This is a genomic window from Wohlfahrtiimonas chitiniclastica (assembly GCF_002252325.1).
Classification (GTDB): domain Bacteria; phylum Pseudomonadota; class Gammaproteobacteria; order Cardiobacteriales; family Wohlfahrtiimonadaceae; genus Wohlfahrtiimonas; species Wohlfahrtiimonas chitiniclastica.
This window is the reverse complement of sequence record NZ_NEFL01000002.1, coordinates 148,180-173,872: the sequence shown is the minus strand read 5'-3', so window position 1 is coordinate 173,872 and position 25,693 is coordinate 148,180. Positions and strand designations below refer to the sequence as shown.

The 25,693-nt window shown below is 43.6% G+C and carries 25 protein-coding genes; 8 read left to right on the top strand and 17 right to left on the bottom strand.

Annotation, left to right across the window (positions count from 1 at the left end; translation table 11 throughout):
• Positions 1–222 precede the first annotated feature (222 nt).
• Positions 223–702, top strand: coding sequence for a globin family protein (locus B9T10_RS06010; RefSeq protein WP_008316326.1), 480 nt, complete (start codon positions 223–225; stop codon positions 700–702).
• A gap of 385 nt (positions 703–1,087) precedes the next feature.
• Here B9T10_RS06010 and B9T10_RS06005 read toward each other — a convergent pair whose 3' ends face one another.
• From B9T10_RS06005 to cls, 5 genes are all read right to left on the bottom strand, one after another.
• Positions 1,088–1,333, bottom strand: coding sequence for a protein kinase family protein (locus B9T10_RS06005; protein WP_063455540.1), 246 nt, complete (start codon positions 1,331–1,333; stop codon positions 1,088–1,090).
• A gap of 16 nt (positions 1,334–1,349) precedes the next feature.
• Entirely contained in the window at positions 1,350–2,456 is a 1,107-nt protein-coding gene (locus tag B9T10_RS06000) for a ribonucleotide-diphosphate reductase subunit beta (protein ID WP_008316318.1), read from the bottom strand.
• A 9-nt stretch (positions 2,457–2,465) separates the two neighbouring features.
• Positions 2,466–4,709 (bottom strand): ribonucleoside-diphosphate reductase subunit alpha, encoded by a 2,244-nt coding sequence (locus B9T10_RS05995; RefSeq protein WP_008316317.1) that lies wholly within the window; start codon positions 4,707–4,709, stop codon positions 2,466–2,468.
• A gap of 392 nt (positions 4,710–5,101) precedes the next feature.
• Positions 5,102–5,344 (bottom strand): SemiSWEET family transporter, encoded by a 243-nt coding sequence (locus B9T10_RS05990; protein WP_008316316.1) that lies wholly within the window; start codon positions 5,342–5,344, stop codon positions 5,102–5,104.
• Between the two features lie 24 nt (positions 5,345–5,368).
• Complete coding sequence (gene cls / locus B9T10_RS05985; RefSeq protein WP_008316314.1) at positions 5,369–6,847, bottom strand: cardiolipin synthase; 1,479 nt, start codon at positions 6,845–6,847, stop codon at positions 5,369–5,371.
• 59 nt (positions 6,848–6,906) lie between these two features.
• On the opposite strand from cls, the gene B9T10_RS05980 reads away from it, so the two are divergent.
• The 7 genes from B9T10_RS05980 (at position 6,907) to B9T10_RS05950 (ending at position 13,905) form a co-directional block, all read left to right on the top strand.
• Entirely contained in the window at positions 6,907–7,425 is a 519-nt protein-coding gene (locus tag B9T10_RS05980) for an adenylyltransferase/cytidyltransferase family protein (protein ID WP_094491546.1), read from the top strand.
• Between the two features lie 65 nt (positions 7,426–7,490).
• Positions 7,491–9,002: a threonine ammonia-lyase, biosynthetic gene (ilvA, locus tag B9T10_RS05975; protein WP_094538086.1), complete on the top strand. Its 1,512-nt coding sequence runs from the start codon at positions 7,491–7,493 to the stop codon at positions 9,000–9,002.
• Between the two features lie 98 nt (positions 9,003–9,100).
• Positions 9,101–10,924, top strand: a complete 1,824-nt coding sequence (locus tag B9T10_RS05970; RefSeq protein WP_094538085.1) for an ABC transporter ATP-binding protein — start codon at positions 9,101–9,103, stop codon at positions 10,922–10,924.
• Between the two features lie 197 nt (positions 10,925–11,121).
• Complete coding sequence (locus tag B9T10_RS05965; RefSeq protein WP_094538084.1) at positions 11,122–12,129, top strand: isopenicillin N synthase family dioxygenase; 1,008 nt, start codon at positions 11,122–11,124, stop codon at positions 12,127–12,129.
• Positions 12,130–12,138: 9 nt separating this feature from the next.
• The gene (locus tag B9T10_RS05960; RefSeq protein ID WP_008316305.1) at positions 12,139–12,948 is read left to right on the top strand and encodes a MetQ/NlpA family ABC transporter substrate-binding protein; all 810 of its coding nucleotides are present in this window, start codon (positions 12,139–12,141) and stop codon (positions 12,946–12,948) included.
• Positions 12,949–12,973: 25 nt separating this feature from the next.
• Positions 12,974–13,633, top strand: coding sequence for an alpha/beta fold hydrolase (locus B9T10_RS05955; protein WP_094538083.1), 660 nt, complete (start codon positions 12,974–12,976; stop codon positions 13,631–13,633).
• A 92-nt stretch (positions 13,634–13,725) separates the two neighbouring features.
• Positions 13,726–13,905: an alanine-zipper protein gene (locus tag B9T10_RS05950; RefSeq protein ID WP_008316302.1), complete on the top strand. Its 180-nt coding sequence runs from the start codon at positions 13,726–13,728 to the stop codon at positions 13,903–13,905.
• Between the two features lie 59 nt (positions 13,906–13,964).
• Here B9T10_RS05950 and B9T10_RS05945 read toward each other — a convergent pair whose 3' ends face one another.
• The 12 genes from B9T10_RS05945 to B9T10_RS05890 all read right to left on the bottom strand — a co-directional run bounded on the left by B9T10_RS05945 (position 13,965) and on the right by B9T10_RS05890 (position 25,684).
• On the bottom strand, positions 13,965–14,945 hold the full coding sequence (locus B9T10_RS05945) for an NAD(P)H-dependent glycerol-3-phosphate dehydrogenase (protein WP_094538082.1): 981 nt from the start codon (positions 14,943–14,945) through the stop codon (positions 13,965–13,967).
• 77 nt (positions 14,946–15,022) lie between these two features.
• Positions 15,023–16,204 (bottom strand): porin, encoded by a 1,182-nt coding sequence (locus B9T10_RS05940; RefSeq protein WP_094538081.1) that lies wholly within the window; start codon positions 16,202–16,204, stop codon positions 15,023–15,025.
• Between the two features lie 214 nt (positions 16,205–16,418).
• Positions 16,419–17,621 (bottom strand): bifunctional phosphopantothenoylcysteine decarboxylase/phosphopantothenate--cysteine ligase CoaBC, encoded by a 1,203-nt coding sequence (gene coaBC / locus B9T10_RS05935; RefSeq protein ID WP_094538080.1) that lies wholly within the window; start codon positions 17,619–17,621, stop codon positions 16,419–16,421.
• Between the two features lie 6 nt (positions 17,622–17,627).
• Positions 17,628–19,151: a ribonuclease G gene (rng, locus tag B9T10_RS05930; protein ID WP_008316298.1), complete on the bottom strand. Its 1,524-nt coding sequence runs from the start codon at positions 19,149–19,151 to the stop codon at positions 17,628–17,630.
• A gap of 9 nt (positions 19,152–19,160) precedes the next feature.
• Positions 19,161–20,336, bottom strand: coding sequence for a phosphoglycerate kinase (locus tag B9T10_RS05925; RefSeq protein WP_018122488.1), 1,176 nt, complete (start codon positions 20,334–20,336; stop codon positions 19,161–19,163).
• A gap of 10 nt (positions 20,337–20,346) precedes the next feature.
• Positions 20,347–21,300, bottom strand: coding sequence for a thioredoxin-disulfide reductase (gene trxB / locus B9T10_RS05920; RefSeq protein WP_008316296.1), 954 nt, complete (start codon positions 21,298–21,300; stop codon positions 20,347–20,349).
• A gap of 99 nt (positions 21,301–21,399) precedes the next feature.
• On the bottom strand, positions 21,400–21,762 hold the full coding sequence (locus B9T10_RS05915) for a roadblock/LC7 domain-containing protein (RefSeq protein ID WP_008316295.1): 363 nt from the start codon (positions 21,760–21,762) through the stop codon (positions 21,400–21,402).
• A gap of 23 nt (positions 21,763–21,785) precedes the next feature.
• Positions 21,786–22,436, bottom strand: coding sequence for a hypothetical protein (locus B9T10_RS05910; RefSeq protein ID WP_008316294.1), 651 nt, complete (start codon positions 22,434–22,436; stop codon positions 21,786–21,788).
• A complete protein-coding gene (locus B9T10_RS05905) occupies positions 22,433–22,963 on the bottom strand; it encodes a GTP-binding protein (protein ID WP_008316291.1) in 531 nt (176 codons plus the stop codon). Before B9T10_RS05905 ends, B9T10_RS05910 begins: the two co-directional genes overlap by 4 nt.
• A gap of 21 nt (positions 22,964–22,984) precedes the next feature.
• Positions 22,985–24,217: a hypothetical protein gene (locus B9T10_RS05900; RefSeq protein ID WP_094488911.1), complete on the bottom strand. Its 1,233-nt coding sequence runs from the start codon at positions 24,215–24,217 to the stop codon at positions 22,985–22,987.
• A gap of 11 nt (positions 24,218–24,228) precedes the next feature.
• The gene (locus B9T10_RS05895; RefSeq protein WP_246534846.1) at positions 24,229–24,573 is read right to left on the bottom strand and encodes a hypothetical protein; all 345 of its coding nucleotides are present in this window, start codon (positions 24,571–24,573) and stop codon (positions 24,229–24,231) included.
• 13 nt (positions 24,574–24,586) lie between these two features.
• Positions 24,587–25,684: an extracellular solute-binding protein gene (locus B9T10_RS05890; RefSeq protein WP_008316284.1), complete on the bottom strand. Its 1,098-nt coding sequence runs from the start codon at positions 25,682–25,684 to the stop codon at positions 24,587–24,589.
• Positions 25,685–25,693: the final 9 nt, after the last annotated feature.

Here is a 25,693-nt window from a genome sequence, read left to right as displayed (position 1 = left end):
GATCAAAGAGTTAATTCACACTTTTAAAACTTACATTTCTAAAATAATAAAAATATTTAATAACATAACTAGTAATATTTATTTTTTGTATTACAATACTCCCCATCGTATAGATATTGAGCATGTTCAATGTCTGAAAAAAAAGATTCATCGGATCCTGTCCATTCGACGCTCGCTCCGAGAATCATTCATAAAACTTAATCTTATGGGGCAAAAGCGATCATGATTTGTACAGAAGTAAAGAAACACATCAACGAATTGGCTGTTTTAAATGAATTATCACAAAACGACATCGATAAAATGCATTTAATCAATGCGCACTTACAAAATGTGATTCCTGGCTTAACCGAAGATTTTTATCGCACGGCATGGACGCCTGCTTTGGGCATGAATTTCCCTGAGCTGTCTCAAGTGGCCGTAGAAGTGATCTTTAACACATGGATCAAAAGCGTATTGAGCTGCCCAACGACCGCACCACAAAAATACACAGAAGCTTTATGGACAATGGGCGAACTGCATGCTGAACATCGCCTAGCACCGGTTGTGCTTGCCGCTGCGATTCCATTTATGAAAGAGACAGTGAAACAGTGCTTAGTACAAAATGATTCAGCCTTGCCATACACATTAAAATTGGAATTGGCGGCATCTTTACTGAAAACATTAGAGATGAATGAGTCTGTGCTTTATCAATGCGTGGCTTAATTCACCGAATGTAGATTCAAAAAAACTCGCTTCGGCGAGTTTTTGTTTCACGATTATTCGTTATCTGGATGACTCAAATTGTCTTTTATTAGATCTATCAGATATCTTTGAAGTGTATTTCTAAAAAATCTAACTGTATTAATTATCAAAAAATTAAATATTTTATATGTAATTGTTTGTTTTCTATTCTTTTTATAAAATTTAGACATCATTAATTTTCCTTTGCCAAGGGCATTAAGGTTTAAAAAAATTCTGTTTTTTTTTCAACCTAATGTATAATGACAAAACCATAATGATCATTTTTACACTGGTCAAATAGCGGTTATCTCCGCTACAAAGCTCAATCGCGCCAACGATTGGGCTTTAATTTTATAAACATATGATTTTACATTTCTCTAAATATTTCCTCTTGCAACTGTCGAAGCTTTGCCACATCAATTAAGTGGCCGCCCGATGCTGTCATTTGAAGCATCATTAAAATGTCTTCAATATATTCATTCAGTTTTTGTAATTCTTGTTGGTGTTTATTATTTTTAAGGGCTTGAATCTCTTCATCCGTAATGGCGGATAAAAAAGCGATGATGTCATCAGGTTCTTCATTAATTTGCTGAATCAACTGATCTAATCTCATTCAAGCCCTCATGTCATTAAATGTCAAAAATTTCGTCTTCTGAGTCATCTAACACGCTGTTTAAGCGGTAGTTGGTATTGTCTGACTCTTGGTTTGCATTTTGCGTTTTGTTCAAATCTAACCAGTTATCCATCCAAACCAATGGTTTAGTTTTGATCACAGGATAAGGATTGTCCACGCCTAAGAAACGATACAAATCTTGGGCATTGTAAAGCACCCATTCGTTCAATAATGTTTCATTCAAACCCACGATGGAGCGATTTTCACTGAACAAATATTTGTTCCAAGAGAACTCTTGCTCGATCACTTCACGAATGATGTTTTCCACATCCCCACGAATCTCACTGAGCACCACTTGCCACTCTTCATCCGCTAAGAGAATCTCTAAAATCGCTTCATCCATCATCACGTGCACTTGCTCGTCTTGGGCAATTTTTTGCACCAATTTTGCAATGCCTTGGAAAATGTTTTGCTCAGCTAAGGCAAATGTACAGGCAAATGAGCTCATGAACTCAACTTTTTCCAAGCAGTAAAGCGCCACAAAGCCTTTGAGCACCACTTGCTTTAAGGTTGGATCATTTTTACCCACTTGACCCAATTTATAGAGCGCACCATATTTAGACAACTCATTGAAGGTTTCAATCACAGTGGTGGAACGATTTAAAACTTCATCGTTCTTCATCACTTCTTGGAACACTTCTTTAGGATCAGAGATGCATTGACGAATGATTTCTGAATACGTCAAAGCATGTAAGTTCTCAACTTCAGATTGCTTAGAGAGCATCGCCCAAAGCTCACTGTTTGACACAAAAGGTGCAAACAATGGTGCGATGGCACGCGCCGCCACAGAGTCTAATTCCCACTGGAATGCGAGAGTTTTGACCATGATGTCGTAGTTATTTTTTGAACAGTTCAACAAATCCATGCGCGACTGTTCAAGATTCACTTCATCTTCTGTCCAGTCCATGGACTTTTGTAACTTATACAAATCAAACAACTTTGGATAAGGCACATTGACGCTGTCGTATAAACCGAGCGCTTCACCTAACACTAATGGATAACGGCCTGTTTGCCAGGCGCTGTTGTCCTGGTTAAAAATTGAGGCTGGCTTACTCTCTTGCATGGTATTCTCCTATAAAGTACAAGCGCCGCCCGCACACCCTTTATCTTCCACGGTTTCAACAAAAGATTCATGGATGATGCCTGAGGCGCTGTTTAAATAATAACGCGTTTTACAGCCCATCTTCATCATATAGATGTAATCTTTGAGCAACTTACTTGTGGAGATATTTCCCTCTTCTTTTAAGTTTAAGTAAAGATCCGCCGAAATGGCTTGGCCTGTAAACTTCTGAATAATCGCATACATGTCAATGAGGTCTTTCGACTCTAAATTCCATGCGATGTCATAAAATGGTCCTAATTCATCTAAGTCTGGTGCTAACAACAAGTTTTTATTGTTGCTTGATGTTTTCATCACACGAAGGTTACGAATCGGGTAAACGCCATTGGTGGTGTTGGTCAATTGACTTGATGACTCAACTGGCATCATTGCTTCTAACACGCTGTGACGGATGCCGCCTTGCGCTTTGATCTCTTTACGAAGGGTTTCCCAATCAAACAATAAGGCTTGATTATGCACCTCATCCACGGCTGTGCAGTAAGTATCGATGGGTAACCAACCATCTGGATATTTTGTTTTACCAATCCATTTCGCATTGCCCTTCTCTTTGGCTAAACGAAGCGATGCTTTATGCAACCAATAGCTGTGGCGCTCTGCGATTTGATGGATGTAGTTTTTACCCTCTTTAGAGGCATAACTTAATTTTTGTTTCGCCATTTCATGGGCAAGATTTGTGATGCCAACGCCAATGGAGCGACGCGCTTGGGCGGTTGTTTTCAATGATGGGAATGGATATTCCATCAATTCGATCACGTTGTCGATCATCAATGCGGTGTAATACGCCACATCTTCATACTCTTCTGGCTCAACACGACCCACCACAATCGACGCTAAACTACATAAACCAATTTCACCTTCAGGATTTTCAGAATAAAGATCCTGAATGTCGCGGAAAGGTTTGGTTGGCAATGCAATTTCTAAACACAAGTTACTTGAATAAATGGTGTCTTTAAATGGTGTGTGGCGGTTCATCTCATCGATGTACGTCATGTAGATTCGGCCAGTTTCAGCCGATTCAGTTAAAGCCTTGACTGCAATGTCACGGGCTTTAACGATCTGTTTTTTGCAATCTTTGGCAAAGTAGAATTCATACAATGATTTAAATTTATCATAGTCATTGGCATAAAATGCATCGTATAAATCTGGCGCGATTTGATAGCTGATGAGCATCCAATCTTCATTTTTCGCCACTTTTTCGACGAATAAACGGTTAGAGAGCATCGCGTAATCGATGTCACGGATACGTTTTTGTAAAACCGTCGTTGGGTTTTTCAACACCAACAGATCATAAATTTCAGGATCTAACACGTTAAAGTAAACGGTTGCACTGCCGCCACGGCTTGATTGCATGTTTGCATGCACCGCGCTTTGGATCATGCGGTAATACGGTAATTTACCTTGATGGATCACGCGGCCTTGTTTAACCGGATCACCTTTTGAACGGGTGAGCAAGTGCGCGCCAATCCCTGCAGATGCGCACGTCATCATATAGGCAATGTGATCACCTGTGGATAAACTGTCCACATTGTCGCCGGTGGTGTAAACGCAGCAAGATGCATAGCCTTTATGTGGCGTACGCATGTTGATCAACATCGGCGTTGGGGTATTGATTTTCAATTCGTTTAAATAACGATAGAGCTTTTTGATGTCTTCCATGCGACGAGCTTTTGGCTGATTTTGCATGTTTTGCATCGCCATGCCCATGAACATGAATTGTGGGGACTCTAAGCAATAACCGGTCACACGATTTTGAATCAAATACTTATCTTTCATTTGACGCAACGTGGTGTAGTTATAGTTGATGTCGATGGTGTGATCTAACACGCGATCTAATTCGATGAGCTCTTCATCGGTGTAATCCATCTTTTCCCAATGACCGAGTTGAATCATGTGGTGATAAAACACAGTCAAGGATGGAATTTTACGAAAACCACCAAACGCTTCTTTATAGATCGAGCCAATCAAGAAGCGACCAGCCATTTTTAAGTGTTTATGATCTTCACGTTCAACACACGCATCAATCATCGCTTTGTGAAGCTCAAGGGTTGTGCAGCCGTCATAGCACTTTCGATACGCTTCTAAAACAATGGCACTCCAATCAACCTCATAATGTGCTGCAAACTCCGCCCATTTATTCAGTTTTTCAGCATCAAACTCTTCGCGTTCGCCACTGCTTTTTAAAATGTATCGAATCATTTCCCTCACCCACGTTTTTGAACTGTAAAAAATAAAAAAGCGAGGAAAACAAAAAGCACACTGTCATTGCCAAGTCGCTTCTAGAAGCTTCCTCGCCTCTAAAAAATTTATTCCTAAGGGGTGAATGATCACCACTTAGGAAAGGCGCGCATTATAGCATTTTAGAAAAAAAAATTTTGATCTTTTTATACCCTCATTGTCCCTATTGACAAAAGTTGATACTTCATAAACTATTGATTTTAAAAATATTACACAAAAGTTGATGAATTTTAAATAAAAATGATTCTCATTTAAATAAGTCTATAGGATTCAACTCAAAACTGCAATATTTCAATGGATCAAGCCTTTTTTTGACTAAAATTTTGGGCAATTTTTTTGCCCATTTAATTTTTTTACAGCGCGGTTAAAAATGCCGCGGCTCCAAAAAGAACACCCGGCGCATTGGCCACCGCAATCGGGTAATCTTTTTGCTTTAAACCATAGATGACCCAAAGTAAACAGTTCACCATCGCGGCAAAGGGCTGCACAGGATTGCCTTTGTGACCGGCAAGATTATCCATGATCTGCGGAATGTACGACACATACATGCCAACGGCAGTACAAGTGGCCACCCAACCTAAAATTTTAACGCTCATCTCTCCTCCTTAAGATTGATGTTGTTATAACAGCGATGAGGTTAAACGCGCCACTTTCTCAATGAAGCGCTGCGTTGCACTGCGGCGTTCCCATTCAACAGGATCTAAGCGCACTGAATGCTCAAGGTCTTTATTGAACTCATCACACATTTGCTGGCCAAGGGCTTCATCGTATAGCATGCCATTGACTTCAAAATTGAGGTTAAAACTGCGGTTATCCATATTGGCTGTCCCAACGATGCTAAATTTTCCATCAAACACCGAAGTTTTTGCATGAATAAACCCTTTTTTATAACGATAAATCTCAACACCTGCATTCATTAATGCGGTGTAATAGGATGACGATGCCAGCTGCGTGATCAAGGAATTGGTGGCATATGGCACCAACAATTTAACCTTCACGCCACTTAACGCCGCATTTTTAATGGCTTCCATCACGCTTTCAGAGGGCACAAAGTATGGCGTTGTGATGAGGATTTCCTCTTTTGCCAACATAATGGCACGCAGCACCGTATACATGATCATGGGATATTTAGAATCCGGGCCACTGGCGGCAATTTGTGCAATGGTGCCGGATTCTTGGCGCATATGATTCGGGAACAGCGGATCCACAATCAATTTTTCCTTAGAGCAGAACTGCCAATCACAGAGGAAAATGTATTGCAGCGAATACACAACGGGCCCTTCGACGCGCATGTGCATGTCACGGTGATACACTTTTGAATCCGGTAGATTGATGTAATCATCCCCAATGTTGATGCCGCCCACAAAGCCAATGCGCCCATCAACCACGATGATTTTACGGTGATTGCGATAATTTAAGCGGTTTGCGAGCGCAATCCAAATAATCTTACGAAACGGATAAACCAGCACGCCATTTGCCTTTAACTCCGCCACATAATCGCCGCGGATCGCTTTACTGCCAAAATCATCATAAATGAGACGCACCGTCACGCCCTCTTTGGCTTTACGGATCAAAATCTCTTTGATTTGATTGCCGATTTTATCATTACGAATGATGTAATATTCTAGGTGAATGGTCTCTTTGGCATTCTCAAGGGCTTCGATGATGTTCGGGAAAGCATTTTCCCCATTGATCAAAATCTCAACTTTATTGCCAATGCTGATTTGATCGGCAAAATCATGCCCCACCAATGTGGCTAAGCTTTTAAATTGATCCACCGCGGCGCTTTTATAACTCAAAGCTTCGGTTGAGATTTTCTCAATGTAGGCTTCAGCGCCCTTTTCTAAATCCTTATTCATCAATAATTTTTTAGAATACATCTGATTGTTGCGGTAATTGACGCCAAGGGAGAAATAGAGCACCACCCCAAACAACGGCACAAACCAGATCAAGGTTAAATACCCCAAAGTTTTGGTCGCGCCCTCTTCATTATTGATGATGATCACCGTCACCGTCAAAATGGCCAAAAAGTAGAGGATCGTGAAAACCCCCATGTATGTACCCCAGTTTGTGATAATATCGTCAAACAGCGCTTGCATTTATCTTCCTTGTTCTTTTATGAGTTTACTCAACAGTATAGTCAATGGATTGAAAATCTATGAAAAAATATCAAACGGGCCTCATTTTCGGTAAATTTTTTCCACTTCATCCCGGCCATGTCCTTATGATGGAAAAAGCTTTATCAACTGTCAATGAACTCTATGTTTTTGTGTGCAGCGATACCGAGCGTGATCAAGCCTTATTTGAGCAAAGCCAAATGATCAAAATGCCCACACGAAAAGAGCGTTTAGCATGGTTTGCGCCGTTAGTGGCGAAGCACCCAAATCTTCACCCGATTGATTTTAATGAAGATGGCATCCCGTTTTATCCAAATGGTTGGCTTGAGTGGTCAAACCGCGTCAAAGCGGTCTTAGCGGATCAAAACATTCATGCTGATGTGATTTTCAGTAGTGAGCCACAAGACGTTGCGCCCTATGAACAATACTTTCAATTGCCCGTGCAACTCATTGATCCTGATCGTGCTGCCATCAACATCTCCGCCACAAAATTGCGCACCGATCCTGATGCTTACAAAACTTACTTATTAGATGCGGTTTACCCCTATTTTTTTGATTAAAGTGGTGCTAACTTACTAGATCCATCAAAATCTAATCTCAAAATAAGGACAAAGGTTATTTCACCATGGATAATTTAATCCGCAATATCCTCACGGCGCGTGTTTACGACGTCGCTGAGCGTACATCACTCGACTTTATGCCACGCTTATCTAAGAACTTACAAACCAATATTTGGATCAAGCGTGAAGATACGCAGCCGGTTTTCTCGTTCAAAATTCGTGGCGCTTACAACTGCATTTATCAGCTCTCCCAAGAAGCGCGCCGCAAAGGTGTGATTTGTGTCTCCGCTGGTAACCATGCGCAAGGTGTGGCATTGAGCGGTCAAGCCCTTGGCATTGATACAACCATCGTGATGCCCATTACCGCCCCTGCCCTTAAAGTCAATGCCTGCCAAGCGCGCGGTGCGAATGTGGTGCTCTATGGCGATAACTTTGATGATGCGAGCGAATACGCGGTGCGCCTTGCCAATGAAAGCGGTAAAACTTTGATTCACCCGTTTGATGATTGGGATGTGATTGCTGGTCAAGGCACCATTGGTAAAGAGATGATCGAGCAGCAACCGGATTTAGATACCATTTTTGTTCCCGTTGGCGGTGGCGGTTTGATTGCAGGCGTTGCCGCTTACATCAAATTCATTGCGCCTCATTGTAAAGTGATTGGCGTGGAACCTGTGGAATCGGCCTCCATGAAAGCGGCGCTTGATCAAAATGAGCGCGTCAAACTCAAGCAAGTGGGCACCTTTGCCGATGGCACAGCGGTCAAACAAATTGGCGAAAACACCTTTGAAGTGGCGAAAAATTTAGTGGATGATATTGTGTGCGTCACCACCGATGAGATTTGTGCGGCGATGAAGGATATTTTTGAAGACACGCGCGCCATCACAGAGCCTTCCGGTGCGCTTGGCGTTGCCGGCATTAAAAAATATTTAGAGATGTATCCCGACATTGGCTTTAAAAATGTGGGCAATATTTTAAGTGGTGCGAACATCAACTTTGACCGCTTACAATATGTGGCAGAACGCACAGAACTTGGCGAAGGGCGCGAAGCTTTATTGGCCGTCACCATTCAAGAAGAGCCCGGCAGCTTCTTAAACTTTGTCAATGTGATTGGCAAACGCCACATCACAGAGTTTAATTACCGTTATTCCAGTGACCGCCAAGCGATTGTCTATGTGGGCATTCAATTGCAGCAAGGCAAGGCGGAAAAAGAGAGCGTCATCGAAGCGCTCGAAGGTCATGGTTTGGCAGTGGTGGATTTAAGTGACAATGAATTGGCTAAACTCCACATTCGCCACATGGTGGGCGGTAAAAAGCCTCGCTCAATTAAAGGCGAGCGTTTATTGCGCATCATCTTCCCACAGCAGCCCAATGCCCTCTTCCAATTTTTGCACACTCTCAATGTGCAGCTCAATATCACGCTCTTCCATTATCGCAACCATGGTTCGGATTATGGCCGTGCGTTGGTGGGCTTTGCCGTGACAGAAGAGAATGAAGCCATCTTCCAAGACTTTTTATCAAAGCTTGGATATGACTACATCGAAGAGACGGACAATCCTGCCTACGAACTCTTTTTATAATTAAAATGAAGGGGATGAATGACATCCCCTTTTTGATTGTCATTTGATAATAATTACCATTTGGCATAAGCTATGCCTTTGCCGCTTTAGCCGATGCCATGAAAAAACTCAATTACTTCGAAAAGATCATCCAGCCCTTTGAATCTGCCCCCAATCAGACGCCGCCCACGAGTTTATGGGGCTTTTATGCCTTTTATTTAAAGCAGGTGAAAGGCCCACTCATCGCGCTCTTCATTGTGGGATTTTTCACCGCGATTTTGGAAATTGTGCTGTTTAAATACATCGGTGAGATTGTGGACATCATTCAAGCTGTCAAAAACCACGCAGAACTGTTTGAAAAACATGCCAGCACATTCATATGGATGATGGCAGTCATCGTCCTCATTCGTCCTGCGGTGTCCCTCATTCACGACATTTTGATGAATCAGGTGCTCACCACCAATTTCACCTCCCTCATTCGTTGGCAACAGCATAATCATTTGATTAAGCAAAGCCTGAATTTCTTTCACAGTAATTTTTCAGGTGGGATTGCAAGCCGCGTGATGAGCACAGGGCAATCGATCCGCAATTCCGTCTTAATGCTCACCGATTCGATGTGGCGCGTCACCATTTATGCAGTGACAACAGTTGTGCTCTTTGTAGAACTCAATATTTGGCTTGCCCTCCCAATGATTGCTTGGATTGTGGCGTACATTCTATTGCTGCGCTATTTTTTACCGAAAACCCGTGAGCGTTCCCATCAATCGGCGAAAGCCCGTTCGCGCTTAATGGGGCACATTGTGGACAGTTATAGCAATATTTTAACGCTCAAACTCTTTGCCCATTCTGATCGCGAATCTGCCAAAACTCATGAACACATGCGCCATCAAACAGACATGGCGCTTTACTCAACGCGCCTTGTCACTGCCCTTGATTTCTCCTTAACGGTGCTCAATAGCTTGTTGATTGCTTGCACCATCATTGTTTCCCTGCTCCTTTGGCAAAATGCCCTCATCACCGCTGGTGCCATTGCCTTTACGTTAAGTTTGGTGATCCGCATCAATACCATGTCCACATGGGTGATGAAGGTGGTCAATGCCATTTTTGAGGACATCGGCAGCGTGCAAGATGGCATTAAAATCATGACAGCCAAACATGACATCACCGATCACCCTAATGCCCATACATTAAGCGTGACCGAAGGCTCGATTACCTTTGATCACATTCATTTTAGCTATCATGCTGATAAACCCATTTATCAGGATCTCTCCTTAACAATTGCCGCCGGAGAAAAAGTCGCCTTAGTCGGACCATCGGGCGGTGGTAAAACCACGCTAGTGAATCTACTGTTACGCTTGTATGAGGTGCAACAAGGGCAAATCACCATTGACGGGCAAGCCATCGAAGCCGTCACGCAAGAGAGTTTACGCAGCAACATTGGCGTTGTGGCACAAGATACAGCGCTCTTTCACTGCTCCATTCGTGACAATATCCTTTATGGCAATCCAAATGCCACCGATGATAGGATCAAAGCCGTCCTCACACAAACCAAAGCCCTAGAATTTGTACAAGATTTGGTGGATCAATATGGCAATAAAGGGCTCGATGTCATCGTTGGGGAAAATGGCGTCAAATTATCCGGCGGACAACGCCAGCGCATCGCCATTGCCCGCGTGTTACTGAAAAATGCCCCCATTCTCGTCTTAGATGAAGCCACCTCCGCCCTTGATTCAGAGTCAGAAGCCGTAATTCAAGAGCACCTTGAAACATTGATGGCAGGCAAAACCGTGATCGCCATTGCCCACCGTTTATCCACCATTGCCAAAATGGATCGCTTAGTGGTGATCGATGGTGGCAAAGTGATTGAAACGGGTACGCATGATGATTTGGTGGCTCAAAATGGGCTTTATGCAACCCTTTGGCAGTATCAACAAAACCAATGAATGAAAAATTTTTGAGAATCGTTTGACAACGCTCATTTTTTACTTTAATTCTATGTGTATGCCGATTTGAAAAAACAGCTTGCGGGCATAACAGCTAAAGCGTCCATCTCTTTTATAGGGATCTTCCTTACGTGCTTCACGTATAGGCAAGTCAAATCAATCGGCATGGTTGAATTGATTTTGTTTTGGAGATTCCCATGTCACATGCATTACCCATTTTAGATTTTTCTCAGTTCCGTGCGGGCGGCGAAGCGCAAGCAAATTTTATTGCAGAGCTTGCAGACGTCACACACAACATTGGCTTTTTTTACCTAAAAAACCACGGCATTGATCAAACATTGATTGATGATGCGCTCAATTTATCAAAAGCATTTTTTGCGCTGCCCATTGAAGATAAGCTTGCCATCGAGATGATTCATTCACGCCATTTTAGAGGCTATACGCGCCTTTATAATGAGATCACCCGTGAACGCCCCGATGGCCGCGAACAACTTGACTACATGCCAGAATATGACGCCTTGCCACTTGAGTCCATTCCCGACCATCAGCCTTGGCTGCGTTTACAGGGGCCCAATCAATGGCCGCCGCAACTGCCGCAACTCAAGCCCACTTTACTTGCCCTACAAGCGGCGCAGGTGGCATTGGCTAAAGAACTCCTCAGCGCCTTTGCCCAAGCCCTTGGGCAACCCGCCGATGCCTTTGCCCATACATATGCACACAAGCCTTCTGTATTGTGTAAAGCGATCCATTACCCGGGTACACAAGACACCAAACAAGGCGTTGGCATCCATAAAGATGCAGGTTATTTAACCTTTGTGTCCCAAGATGAAGCATCCGGTCTTGAGGTGTTAAAAGGGGATCAATGGGTCAGCGCTACGCCCATTCGTGGCACTTTTGTGGTGAACATTGGCGAGCTCTTAGAGATTGCTTCCCAAGGTTATTTAAAAGCAACGCAGCACCGCGTCACAACGCCGCCTGTGGGCACCGATCGCTATTCGCTGGCATTCTTCTTAACCTCACAATTAGATGCCACGGTGCCCCTGTTAGACCTGCCTGCGCATTTGCAGCCTGCCAATTTTGCCATCACGCAAGACCCAAAAAATCCGCTCTTTACGGAGATTGGTAAAAACTTCCTCAAAGGCCGCTTGCGCTCTCATCCGGATGTGGCACGTGCCCATTATGCTGATCTTTTGGCTCAATTTTAAGGACTGAACATGAAAAAAATCTTACTTCTACTTTCCACATTACTCTGTTTAACGGCGTGTTCTGACCCTGCGCCAAAGGCACAGACCACACAACCAACGGTGCGTTTGATCTCATCGCCTGGAGATTTTGCAGACATGATCCGCGAGCACATTGGCCCTGAGCTTGAAAAGCGTGGCTTTCGCTATCAATTGAGTGAAACCACCAATGGCATTTTACCGAATCAAGCGGTGATTGAAGGCTCGGCTGAAGCGAATCTCTTTCAACACAAACCTTATTTAGATGAATACAATGCACAGGTCAAAGGGGATTTAGTGCCACTTGCCCAAGTGCCAACGGCGCCCCTTGCCATTTATCGTGCACGTTTATCGAGCCTTGAGGATGTCAAAGAAGGCAGCAGCATCGGCATCCCGAATAACGTCACCAACTTTGCGCGCGGCTTACGCATTTTAGAATCCCTCGGCTGGATTGAATTAGACCCGAATGCCAATCCCATCACGGTGTCTGAAAAGGACATCATCAACAATCCCAAAAAAGTCAACATCGTTGCCATTGATGCCGCTCAAGTGGTGCGCTCGCGCGTGGATTTAGATTATGCCATCATCAACGGGAACTTTGCTCAAGATGCCAAAATCCCCGAGGATGACATTTTAAAAACTGAACCTGGCAAACTCTTTGTCAATTGGATTGTGGTCAAAGATGGGCAGCAAAACAGCGATTGGGCACAAGCATTGGTGGAGATCGTCAATAGTGAGGATTATAAAGCATATGTGAAGGCAAACTTCCCAGCCTTTTATAACCTGCCACCGGCGTGGGAATGATATGATGGGGCTTTGAGGAGTGCATATGGCAACCATTTCGGTCAATGGGGTTGAGCTTTACTACACACAAACGGGCAAAGGGGCGCCGCTCCTTTTCCTGCATGGCAATGGTGAAGATCACACCACATTTACGCCGCTCATTGCAGAACTCAGCCGTGATTTTACATGCTATGCCATCGATAGCCGCAATCATGGCAAAAGTGCTGCGCACCCTGATTATCATTATGATGCCATGATGAAGGACATTCACGCCTTCATCACCGCCTTAAACCTTGCGCCGGTACGCATTGTGGGCTTCAGTGATGGCTCAATCATCACCATGCTGCTTGCCATGAGATACCCTGAATTGGCAGAGCGCATTGTGCTCCTTGGGCCGAATCTATCCCCCAATGATTTTACGCCCGCCTGCACACGCTATGTAGAGCGCTTGTATCGCTTAGATCCAAACCCTTTATACAAAATGATGCTCGAAGAACCGAACATTTTGCCGGAGGATTTGCATGCGATTAGCGCAAAAACCCTCATCATGGGTGGAGAAAACGATGTATACATCGAAGGAACATTTGAAACCATTGCCCACAACATTGAGGGCGCGCAATTATTTATTCTAAAAGATCACGACCACAGTAGCTATATTGTGCAAAATGATTTAATTTATGCATGGCTGTATGATTTTCTAAAATAGACTATAATTCACTTGGAGAATTGCTTTTATGCCAGAAACAAGGCATGATAATACAGTCAATTTGTTATCCAACTTTAACAAGGAGTTATACGATGAAAGGTTTATTAAAAGTAACAGGTTTAATCGCTTTAGGTTTAGTGGCTACAGGCTGTGCAACAAACGCACAAAAAACAGCTGACGAAGCATTAGCAACTGCAAATGACGCTAAAAGCATCGCATTAAATACACAAGCACAGTTTGACCGTTATTTCGCAAAAACTCGTTACAAATAGTCGTTGATTTGTTAACTGTATAAAAATTTATAAAGCCTCGAGCAATCGAGGCTTTTTTCTTATTCGCTTTTTGCTGAGCGCTCTAACAGATGGCTCATCGCTAAATGGGGCGGCAAATTCTCCATTAAGATTTGATACACTTCATTGACGATTGGCAGTTCGATGCCCTGCGCCTCACCAAGCATTTTCATATTGATGACGTTGTTTGCCCCTTCCACCACTTGAAACACCTTCTCAAAGGCTTCTTCTTTCGTCAATCCCTGCCCAATGAATTGCCCAAAGCGGTAATTGCGAGACTCTGTACTTGTGGCGGTTAAGGTGAGGTCACCGACGCCCGCGAGCCCTAAAAATGTTTCCACCGATGCACCAAGCGATGTGCCAAGGCGCGTCATCTCTGCTAAACCTCGGGTGATTAAGGCGGCGCGTGCATTACAACCAAAACCTAAACCGGCAGAAATCCCCGCTGCGATCGCAATCACGTTTTTATATGTGCCCGCCAGCTGTACGCCAATGGGATCTGAGTTTAAGTACACCCGCATGTGGTGATGATGAAAGAGTGGCAAAAAGGATTTGGCATCGCGCTCATTTTTCGAGGCAATGGTGATGGCCGTGGGTAAATGACGCGCCACTTCTGATGCAAAGCTTGGGCCCGATAACACCGCTTGCACAGGGTAATCAAACAACTCATCAATCAAGGTTGAAAAAAAGCGATTGCTGTCATGCTCTAAGCCCTTCGTCGCATTGATGAAAGATAAGCCCGGGCGCTGACACTCCTTGATCTCTTGTAAAATGCCTTGCAAGGCAAAAGATGGCACCACAAACACCAATTGATCACACTGATCCACCACTTCTTTTAATTGTGTCGTGGCGGTGATGTTTTCAGGATACACAATGTCCCCTAAATATCGTGGGTTGGTGCGGGTGTTGTTGATACTTTCTACATCTTCGTTGTTAAATCCCCATAGCATCACATCCTGACATTTTGCGATGTGAATGGCCAATGCACTGCCCCAAGAACCGCTGCCGATCACGCCAATCATACATTCTCCCCATAAAAATAAAGCCCGCAATGCGGGCCTTATAGTATATAACGTTATGTGACTTTAGTCAGGTCAGATTAGAAATCGTGACGGATACCTAAAGAGAACACATCGTTGTGACGTTTTGCAGATTCAGAAACACCACGTACTTTAAGTTTTTGGTTTTCTTTTGCAAATTCAGCCCATACTTTTGTACGAGTAGATAATTTTTGTTCAAAACCTACAGCCCAAACAGTCATCTTATCAGTTAACTTATCTGCTTCTACAGTTTTATAAGTTACTTTAGATTGACCAGCTGTTGCACGTACTGTACTGAAGTAATCAGGACCGAATGAGAATTGTGCACCTACGTCCCAACCAGTTGAAGATGTTTTTACACCACCATTTTTACGACCCTTAGAAGCGCCACCGAAGTCAGCTGTTACACCGAATTGTTCGTTGATGAAACCAACGTTCAAACCGTATGTGTTAACACGTTTTTGATCTTTATATAGATCAGCACCTAAGTAAGCAGCTTTCGCGTAAAAGCCAGATTCGTGTTCATAGTTTAAACCGACAGTGTAGATGTCAAAACCTTTATTCTTGTTACCTGCGCCATTATAAGTTGCTTCTGGGCTGAATTGTGGGATTGAAAGCTTGATATCATCAGGCGGAAGTAGAACATCAACATTCTCATTTACAGCTTTAGGTGCTTTAGCAATACCAGCTACAGTAAAGCTGAAACCTGAAAAAGAAGGTGAAACGTAAGCAACTGAGTTACCTACACGAGTTGGCATAGGTGCACCAAATGCTACTTGACCTGTTGCGATACGCAATGCAGAAGTGTAATCACCGTTGAATTCGTCAGCGATTGTGCCAGCATTCAAAGATTCAGTGAATGGGTTGTTTTGACGACCTAACGCAACTGTACCCCAGTCACCTGTTAAACCAATGTAAGCTAAACGGTTTTTGAAGCCTTCGCCATTAGCGTCGCCAGCCATACCATCAAAACCCCATTCTAATTGATAGATAACTTTAGTGCCGTTACCTAAATCTTCAGAACCTTTTAAGCCTAAACGTGAACCGAAATCTTTCATTTCTAAACCACGTTTGTTCTCGCGAACAGCTGTGATATCACCAGCTTTATTAGTTACATCAGAGTAATGGTTTTTAGAAACTTCTGCGCCTAAACGGATAGAACCGTATAAAACTGTTTCAGCAGATGCTGCTGTGAATGCCATTGCACCCGCTAATGCTACTACTACTAAGCTCTTTTTCATATCTTAAGCTCCAAATTGATTAAAAATAATTTAGATATTTAATGAGTCAACTCTCATATCTATCCATGTGGCTAATTTAATACTATTTGTGACTTTAATGCAACTATTTTTTTCATTTTTAATACATTTTGTTGTTGCATTATTTACACAGAAAAGTTTTTTTAAATTTATTTAATATAAATCAATGATTTATATTGTTGTATTTAGGATACATCTATTTTTGCACGGCCAACTTTTTTATCGCCAAACGGACAATTTCTTTTGCTTGGTTTTGTTTTGTGTCGGTTTTCAGTTCATATTCTGTGTGATTTGTATCAATAATGACAATATGATTCTCATCTTGCCCAAAGACTTGACCATTTGAAACATCATTTGCACAGATCATATCTAGCCCCTTAGCCGCAAGTTTGCCTTTGGCATAATCAATGACGTGGTCGGTTTCCGCCGCAAAGCCAATCACAAAGGGTTTATCTTGACGCGCGGCAACGGTGGCTAAAATGTCTGGGTTTTTCACTAGCGTTAAAGTGATGCTCTCTTCACCCGCTGTTTTTTTCATTTTGTGTGTGGCAATGGTTTCCACTCGGTAATCGGCCACTGCTGCTGCCCCTACAAAGATGGCAGCCTCTGTGATGACAGATTCCACCACCGCAAGCATCTCTTGTGCGCTTTCCACCGGCACAATGGTGACGGCAGTATTCGGTTTTGCTTCACATGGGCCCAGCACCAAAGTGACATCCGCTCCCGCTGAATGAAAAGCATCCGCCAAAGCTGCTGCCATTTTACCGCTTGAATGGTTACTGATGTAACGCACAGGATCAATCGCTTCACGCGTCGGCCCACCGGTGATCACCACTTTTTTCCCTTCGAGTGGTAAATTCTTAGGCTGGCGATCCGCCATTAAGCGCGCGGCAATGTGCTCAGGCTCTGCCATGCGCCCTTCACCCACTTCGCCACAAGCTTGTTCACCGCTTTCGGGCGCGATCATCACATAGCGCCCGCTGCCCATTAATGTTTGGACATTGTTCACCGTCATGGGGTGAGACCACATCAAGCGATTCATGCTTGGGGCAATGTGAATGGGTTTTGGGGAGGCTAAACACATCGCGCTCACTAAATCATCCGCTAAGCCGTGGGCTAATTTTGCCAACATGTTCGCACTGCACGGCGCAATGATGATTTGATCTGCCCAGCGCGACAATTCAATGTGCCCCATGCCCATTTCATGGGCAGGATCTAAAATGTCATCCACCACAGGATGACCCGACAAAGCTTGCAGCGTCATCGGCGCAATGAAGGCTTTTGCGCCCTTAGTCATCACCACGCGCACTTCACACTCAGCTTTTTTCAATAAGCGCACCAAGTGCGCTGCTTTATACGCGGCAATGCTGCCGGTAATCGCCACCACAATCTTTGTCATACGTTCCTACAGTAAAATGATGTCAAACTGCTCCACATTATATAAGGCTTCAGCTTGCAGTTTAATGTTGAGTTTCGTGAAGGTTTGCAATTCTGCCAAATGATGCGCCTCTTCATCTAGCAGCTGCTCGATCACATCGGCCGCCGCTAAAATCAAAATGCCGCTGATGTTTGGGTACTGCTTCGCTTCCCTGACCACTTCGCGGAAAATCTCATAGCAAATGCTCTCTTTGGTTTTAATGTACCCTTTGCCTTGGCACGTTGGGCATTTTTCACACAAAATGTGCTCTAAACTTTCACGCGTGCGTTTACGAGTCATTTCCACTAAACCAAGCGATGTCACCGCGCTGATCGTTGTGCGTGCATTGTCCATCGCTAAGTGAGATTGCAACTCATCGAGCACGCTTTGCTGATGCTCAGGATTGGTCATGTCAATGAAATCAATGATGATCATCCCGCCTAAATTGCGTAAACGCACCTGATGCGCAATTGCACCTGCGGCCTCTAAATTGGTTTTAAAAATGGTCTCTTCTAAGTTGCGATGCCCCACATATGCGCCTGTATTGACGTCAATCGTTGTCATCGCTTCTGTTTGCTCGATGATGATATAACCGCCAGATTTGAGCGACACATGATTAGAGAGCGCCTTTTCAATCTCCTCTTCAATATTATAGAGATCAAAAATGGGGCGCGAACCTTTATAAAGCTGCAAATTGTCCAATGTTTCTGGCAGAAAATCCTCTGCAAAACCGCGCATTTTTTCAAAAGGCTCAGCGGCATCCACGCGAATTTGCTGAATGCCACGCCCCACATAATCACGCAAAATGCGTAGCTCTAACGGGAAATTGCCATAAATGAGATCGCCCGCTTTTGATTGCTTGATGCGATCTGACACATTGTCCCAAAGGCGCGATAAAAACTGCATGTCCGCACGCAATACCCAAGGATCGACACCTTCTGCGGCTGTTCTGGCAATGTAAGCGCCACCCAATTCTGCTTGATATTGGGTTAAGTGCTCTTTCAAGCGCGTGCGCTCTTCCTCTTGCTCAATGCGAATGGAGACGCCAATCACGTCACTTTCGGCCAAATAAACTAAATAACAAGAGGGAATGGAAATTTGTGTGGTCAAGCGAGCGCCTTTGGTGCCAAGGGGATCTTTGATCACCTGCACCACCACTTCTTGACCTTGATGCAAAATGGCTGTGATGTCCGCTTTTGGCGGCGCGATCACAGGTTTTTCGTCATTGGTGCCGCCTTCATCTTCATCGGGTAACACTTGCTTTTCCAACTCTAACGAATTGCGCACCGTATGAATGTCATTGACATGCAAGAAAGCAGCCCGTTCTAGACCAATGTCCACAAAGGCTGCTTCCATGCCGGGCAATACTCGGACAACTTTGCCCTTATAAATATTGCCCACCAAAAGGTTTCGATCCGTCCTCTCAATTAATATTTCTTGTAAAACACCATCTCGCATCACGGCGGCGCGCGTTTCATATGGCGTTTTATTAATTAAGATTTCGTCACTCATATTCATCCTTTAGTTCGCTTTTCTTTCTAACATGGCAACGGCCGGTAACTCTTTGCCTTCTAAAAATTCTAAGAAGGCGCCGCCTGCTGTAGAAATGTAAGAGATGCTGGGCGTTAAACCAAACTGCTCAATCGCTGCAACAGTGTCCCCACCACCTGCAATCGAGAATGCTTGGCTATTTTTAATCGCATCCCCCACAGCTTTGGTACCTTCTGCAAAGCTTGCAAATTCAAACACGCCCACAGGACCATTCCATACCACAGTTTTAGAGGTTTTGATGAGCTCTGCATAGAGTTTTGCCGTTTCTGGGCCAATGTCCATGATCATGTCATCGCTCGATACATCGGCAATCTTCTTAACGGTGGCTTCTGTATTCGCATCAAAGGCTTTACCCACCACGACATCCACAGGCAATGGAATGTTTTTACCGGTGGCTTTTGCTTTATCAAGCAATGCTTTGGCATCTGCCACTAAATCAGCTTCCGCTAAGCTTTTACCTACGCTAAAGCCTTCTGCCAATAACAATGTATTGGTGATGCCGCCGCCCGTAATGAGCACATCCACTTTATCTAACAATTGATTCAATACGGTGAGCTTTGTAGAGACTTTTGAACCACCCACAATCGCCACGATCGGATGCTCCGGTGCCATTAAACCTTTTTTCAAGGCATCTAACTCTTGGGACAACACCATCCCAGCACAGGCAACTTTTGCTGCATCACCCACGCCAACTGTCGAAGCTGCCGAGCGGTGCGCCGTTGCAAATGCATCCATCACAAACACATCACACAATGCTGCCATTTTTTTCGCCAATTCAGGATTGTTTTTTCCTTCACCCACTAAAAAGCGCGTGTTTTCTAATAATTTGACTTTACCGGGCTCAACAGTGACGCCATCAATCCAATCTTTCACTAAAGGCACATCAAAGCCCAATTTGTCGCTGAGCCATGTTGCCACAGGGGCAAGGCTGTACTCCTCATTGAATACGCCTTCTTCAGGGCGACCTAAATGAGACATCACCAATACGCCCGCGCCTTGCTTTAAGGCTTGCTCGATGGTTTGCATGGATGCCACTAAACGCGCATCAGAGGTGATTTTGCCATCATGAATCGGCACGTTTAAATCTTCGCGAATCAATACGGTTTTACCAACGAGGTCCAAATTTTCCATTTTGTTGTAACGCATAATAAACTCCTTAATTGATTGTTTCTAAGTATTTTTCAACATCCAATGCTGCCATGCAGCCGGTACCTGCGGATGTAATGGCTTGGCGATACACCGAATCCATCACATCTCCACAGGCAAATACGCCCGCAACGCTTGTTGCCGTCGCATTGCCTTCAATGCCTGAACGCACTTTGATATAGCCGTCCACCATCTCAAGTTGCCCTGTAAACATATCCGTATTCGGATGATGACCAATGGCAATGAACACGCCTTGCACGGGCACAGATTTCACGGCGTCCGTTGCCACATCCAAAATATTCACACCTTGCACCACAGCGCCATCGCCCGTCACTTCATGCAACACGCTATTGAGATGGAGCTCAATTTTACCTTCTTCAACCTTTTGATATAACTTTTCCACCATGATTTTTTCAGCGCGGAATGTATCGCGGCGATGAATCACATGCACTTTTGAGGCAATGCCACTTAAATAGAGCGCTTCTTCCACCGCAGTGTTACCACCGCCCACCACAACGACTTCTTGATCTTTATAGAAAAAGCCATCACATGTGGCACAAGCAGAGACGCCCTTGCCTTTATAAGCCTCTTCAGAAGGTAAACCTAAATATTTTGCGGTCGCGCCCGTTGCAATGATCAAGGCATCACATTCATACGTACTGCTGCCACCTTCTAAGATGAATGTAGAACCTGAAAGATCGACTTTTTCAATGTGATCCCAAATCATCTCTGTGCCAAAGCGCTCTGCATGTTCTGCTAAACGCGCCATCAATGCTGGCCCTGTTAAACCTGCTTCGCCGCCTGGCCAGTTGTCAATTTCTGTGGTGGTCATTAATTGACCGCCCTGCTGAATCCCTGTGATGATCACAGGTTTTAAATTTGCACGCGCCGCATACAATGCCGCCGTATATCCCGCAGGACCTGATCCTAATATGATCAATGGATGTTTGATTCGTTCACTCATAGTTGTCCATCTCAGCCAAAAGTTTCATTATACAAAAGATTTCACTTTTTAAGGGCGCAAAAAAACCCACTGTCAAAGTGGGCTTCTTTTTTAGCCATCTTATAGCATCGGCTTAATTGCTTCGGATGCTCGTTTGATGTCTAGGAAGATCAAACCTAAACGAGCATTTGACTTACACATGACTGATAAAACCGCATCATTACCCGCAGATGTCATAATGACATAACCAGAAGCCCCTTTAACCAACACTTGCTCTAACTCACCTCTCGCTAATTCCTTAGCGATACGTTCACCTAAAGATAACATTGCCGCACTCATCGCACCGACGTGATCTTCGTCCATACTTGCCGGCAAGAGTGAACTCATGATTAAACCATCTGTCGAAATAATCGCAGAAGCCTCTATATCCGCAGATGTACCATTCAATTCACTTAAAATTGAGTTCAACACTTCTTCACGCATATACTTATCCTTTTATTATATCTCTAGTTCTTTTTGAACTTAACATTGCCATATCGATATACTAACACCCATATTAAATCTCGAAAAGCTTTTTGATTTAAAAAAGGGATACCCGCAATCGTCAAGGTAAATTGATTACCTGAAACGTCCATAGCATAAATACCCAACTGCGTCATACCCTGATAGTTCGTAATACCCACACCAACATGGCTATGTCCGCCTAAAATATTAGAAACCGTTGCGTAACTATCATCATACAAAGCGGCTAAACGCGTACTCATTGCTGCTATTCCGTTCAGCTCTTCATCAGGAAAACCAACGTTACCTAATAAGAACCCTAGTTGATCCGAAAGTAACGCTTTCCCTAAACTAGAATACATTGATAACATTGACGGCAGATCATTCTCGAAGTTAATCATTGGCACTGAGACAACTTTAGTCTCCGCCTGAATGAAATGCATAATCTCTAACTGGTAAAAAATGGCTTTAGCCAATTTGATTTTATCAGCAGCAAAGCCGGTCAATTGACAAATCAAATCATCCGATAATTCGGGACTTTCCTTCATACTCAGCAACTTCAACAAGACATTACGCACCGCCTGATTGGTCGTTGACTTCTGTACTGCATATAACGCGCCTTGGGCCGTTACTGTAATATATTTTTTTCCTATCATCGTTCGTTAGCCTTTACAACCATCTTCTCGACCAGTTTAAGAACATCATGTTTTTTCCTAACGTCCGCGGTCATTGTATCAGAAAGCGATGGGTGATATTGAAAAATTGCGTTTAAAAATAGATCGATTTCCCCTTGATCAAACCCTTCAGTTTGTGTCACACCCACGATGCAAGGCGTGCTTTCGATCACTTGCAAATATTCATATAAAATTTGACCCACTTCTTCGACTTTAATGTGGCGCATGCTCAGTAATAAAATGGTGCCAATGGTGCCTTGCATTAAAATGTCATGCATAAAATGAAAACGCTCTTGTCCGGGCGCTGCGTAAATATGCAATTTCAAGCCACTATTGAACGGCAAAATACCATAGTCTAAAGAGACTGTCGTATCGCCTTTAATTGACGCCACTTCATCACTGGTTTTTTTACAAGTTGTCACAACATTATCTTCGCCGCATAAGCTTTTGACTGCGGTGGTTTTACCGCTGGCAACAGGACCGACAAATAATATCTTATATTGTTTCATTTATTTATACCTTTAATTGCTTTATAGCTTTTGTAACTCTGACAACAACGTATTTAAATCCAATTGATTCCTGTTTTTATGATCCTCAACTTTGCGATCAAAATAACCGTAAAGATCGCACATCGTGTAATAGGAAAAGATGTGGTACGGATTGACTTCCGTGAGTAATTCGGCAGTATCGCGCAATGATACATTGCGATAGCGCCAAATGTTCTCCATCTCTTTTGCATGCGGCAGCGTTAAAACCATCTTCGCTTGCCCATCGTGCTTCATTAAACCTAAGGGCTCTTTGATGTCTTTACCATTGATGATTCGGCCATTTGCCCCCATCAACACCGCGCGGCACATGATGCCTAAGGCATCCCCATACGAATATTGCTCATACCGATTTAACAATGATAAAAATTCTGCCTCAGAGGCCACGGCTTTGAGCACAATCTCATCTTTTGTGGCTTTTGAAAAATCATGCAATCTTTCCACTGCTAAGTTTGATAATACAATACCATCGGCAAATATAAATACAATACCATCGAGATAATCAAAATAGTAGATCGGGCCTTTTTTATCCATTTTGAGGACTTTTTCAAAAAGCCACACACTCGCATGGTCGGCCATGTCCACAAAGCATTCTTCTTGATTGCCATATAAACAGGAAGAATCATACAAATCTTTCCCGGCCGTTTGTTCTAAATAATTATCATACGTGTATTTTGTGAGCCCTTTTCGATCGGTCAGCTCATCTTGCCAAGTGCTAAAAAGCTGATAATCGAGCTTTGCGGATGCAGGTTCTGCGGGCGCCTCTGGCGCAGCGGCGCCGTTTTGAGCAATCTTCGCAAACATATTTTGCCCCGCTTTATGTTTTGCCATGTAACTTGGGTCTAAAAATTTGGCAAAAGGGTTACCGGTGGCTTGTGCATCAGCAATGGTTTCATGTGGAGCTTCTTCAACGGCAATAGCCTCAGTAGGCGCGATGGCCGCAACCTTTTCAAGCACCGCCATGAGCTCATCAATTTTGATGGGTTTTTTCACAAAATAGGGATGATCCCACTGCTCTGGCATGACAGAGAGAATGATGGTGTGATCATCTAAATGTTTTTGTAATGCCTTTTTCCCTTCAATGGAGTCGGCATCAATCAATGTGATCGTCCCTTTATCCGCAAGGACAAAACGATCTTTTGATTTCAATTTCAAAAATTGGGCAATGCTCGCGCGAAACCTAGCATCGGCGCCTAACAGTTCTATGGCTATGTTCATGCTCGATCAAATCAATAAGGGTTGGCAATAAAATCAAAAGTGCCTTGCACATCTTCTGTCAAGACACTTTTACAACTGCGTGGCAAAGGTGTGCACGGATGCACACTCTTTTCTAAATGATCATAAAAAAAGAGCAACCAATCGTCATCTAATTGAAACATACCATCTTTCGTCACTTTAGTGCGATCGATGCTCGATTCAGCATCTGAGACAATGAAATAGTCTAATAATGCGCCCACTAAGTTTTCCGCATCCCCATGTTTGAGTTCAAACTGAATGCGCAACACATGATCGTTCGTTGTCGCTTGTTTGTTAATGATGGAGCTCAAAAACTCCTCACGACGCATTATCTCCATAACACTCTCCCCTCTACTTCCTATTTTTTAGATTCTGCCAAAATTTTACCAATTTTTTTTGATCTGAGCGCGTGTAAGGTTGCTTAATGTGAAGTTTATTGAGATCTTCTTGACCAGGATACAAGATCTTGTCATTAATAAGGTGCTCACTCACATAAGGAAACGCCGCTTCGTTTGATGTGGCATACTCAACATAGTTCGCAGAACGGGCATTGTTTTGAGGATCTAACATAAAATTAATGAAGGCGTAGGCTTCATCTTTGTTTGGTGCATCATCTAAAATCGTGAACTGATCGAACCAAACCAGGCTGCCCTCTTTAGGCACAAAATATTTAATGTCCACACCTGTGTTTGCCTCTTCAGCGCGCGCACGGGCTAAATACACATCCCCTGACCAACCAAACGCCACACACGCATCCCCATTGGCCAATGCTGAAATGTATTCAGAGGAGTGGAATTTTTTCACATACGGGCGAATCTGTTTTAACGCATCATACGCTTTATCTAAATCTTTTTGATCGGTGGATTCTGCCGGAATGCCTAAATACATATTGATGACTGGCAACACTTCACTTGGGTTATCCACCATGTAAATGCCGCAGCTTGCCAATTTCTCAGCATATTTTGGATTCATGATGAGTTCTAAAGAATCTGTTGGCGCATCCGGAATCAATTCTTTAATTTTATTGGCATCATAGGCAATGCCCGTTGTGCCCCAAAAATAAGGCACAGAGTGCTCATTCATCCCGTTAAATGCGCTCAAACGCTCGGTGACAAATGGCCAAATGTTTTTGAGATTAGGAATTTTATCCGCTTCAATGGGTGCTAATTTATTCGCTTGAATGAGGTAAGCCACCGTATAATCCGAAGGCACAACAATGTCATAACCTGAATTACCGGCCAAACTTTTTGCCAATAACACATCATTGCTGTCAAAGGTGTCATACACCACATCAATGCCCGTCTGTTTAGTGAATTCTGTGACGAGCTCCGGATCAATATAATCCGTCCAGTTATAAATGCGCACTTCTTTCGCAAATGCCGTGGTGCCTAAGGCCATTAAACCGGTCAAAGCAGCTAAGCGGCTAAGTTTACGAACCATTGTTGTCATCAATTCCCT